The 1359-nt window shown below is 56.2% G+C and carries 1 protein-coding gene and 1 pseudogene; one reads left to right on the top strand and one right to left on the bottom strand.

All coding sequences use genetic code 11. From position 1 onward, the window contains the following. The coding region (locus RR842_RS14700) for a molybdopterin-dependent oxidoreductase (RefSeq protein ID WP_332730314.1) at positions 1-895 on the bottom strand (895 nt) is incomplete at its 3' end. Here RR842_RS14700 and RR842_RS14695 point away from each other — a divergent pair. Further along, a pseudogene (locus RR842_RS14695) lies at positions 842-1359 on the top strand (ferredoxin reductase); the annotation flags it as partial. The gene RR842_RS14700 and the pseudogene RR842_RS14695 overlap by 54 nt on opposite strands.

Raw genomic sequence — 1359 nt, 5'->3', positions numbered from 1 at the left:
CGAAATCGGACTTTGATTCACCCAAAGGATCGAGGGCGGCTGCTGAATAAACCAGGTAAGGATGGGACGAAAGCTGGGACATCATATCTTCGCATTCGAACCAATAGCAAGCTGGAAGCAAAATATCGGCATAGGCGGCAGTCTCCGAGAACATGATGTCTGAAACAACCAGGAAATCCAACGCTTTCACAGCTTCTATCGTTTTATCCCTACTTGCGATATTGGCAACAGGATCTCCGAAATTGACGAACAACCCGCGCAGGTCAAACGGTTTTCCATTGTGAGTACCGGTCAGAATGGTTTCGGCCATGCTGTAAGCGGGAAGGCTTTGTGTCTTTTCGATGGGGCACGGCACATTGGATACTTCCTTGAGGTTTTGGTACAGGGTTCCCGCAGAAGCGCTGCCGCAGAAACCAGCGCCTGGCTTTCCTAAGTTGCCGGTCAAAATGGCGAGAGCCGTCATGCACGTATAGTTCCAATGCCCATTGTAGTAATGGTCGGCACCGAAAACGGTATAGATTGTAGTGGGAGAGTCAACGCACATGGTGCGAGTAAGCTCGACGATATCGGCCGCCGAGATGCCGGTGATTCCAGCAGCGCGCTCAACTGGCCACTCCGCTCTACGCTCAAGCAGCAAGGTATAGGCTGTTATAACGCTTTGCCCCTCAACATCGAAAGTGCCTTCGATAACGGGGTCGGGGATATTTTCGGGGATGTCAACGGTTCCATCTTTACCCATGACCACGATCTTGTCGGCATCGCTTTTTGCTTCAGCGCGCCCGAGGTCTGAAAGACGGAGGAACTTATGGGTGTCGGGCTTGACAAGGAACGGAGCCACTGAGTGCTTAGTGATGAACTCGGTATCCACCCATCCGTTCTCGACAACAGCGTTCATCATGCCGAGGGCAAGAGCGCCGTCAGTGCCGGCGCGCACATAGACGTGCATCTGGCGGACGGGCTGGTGCGCCAGTATTCGCTGTGCAATCACCCCGAGGAGCGTCATCGCTATCTGATCGGCGTACTCAACAACCCGGCTTCTCGCGGCGGCTCGCGCAGCTTGCACGAGCAGGTACACGAGGGCGCCCACCTGACGATCAGCGAACCACGCAATCTATTCCCCCTGACCCATGAAGCACGACGCAGCCTGCTGTTCGCCGGTGGCATCGGCATCACCCCGATCCTGTGCATGGCCGAGCGCCTGGCCCATGCAGGTGCCGACTTCGACCTGCATTACTGTGCCCGCGCCAGTGAGCGTGCGGCGTTTGTACAGCGGCTCAAGGCGTCACCGTTTGCCGAGCGAGTGTTCCTGCATTTCGATGAGCAGCCCCACACGGCCCTCAAGACAGCCGAGGTGTTGGC

It is taken from the genome of Gordonibacter sp. (genome assembly GCF_036667095.1).
Taxonomy (GTDB): Bacteria; Actinomycetota; Coriobacteriia; order Coriobacteriales; family Eggerthellaceae; genus Gordonibacter.
This window is presented reverse-complemented; position numbering and strand designations above follow the sequence as displayed.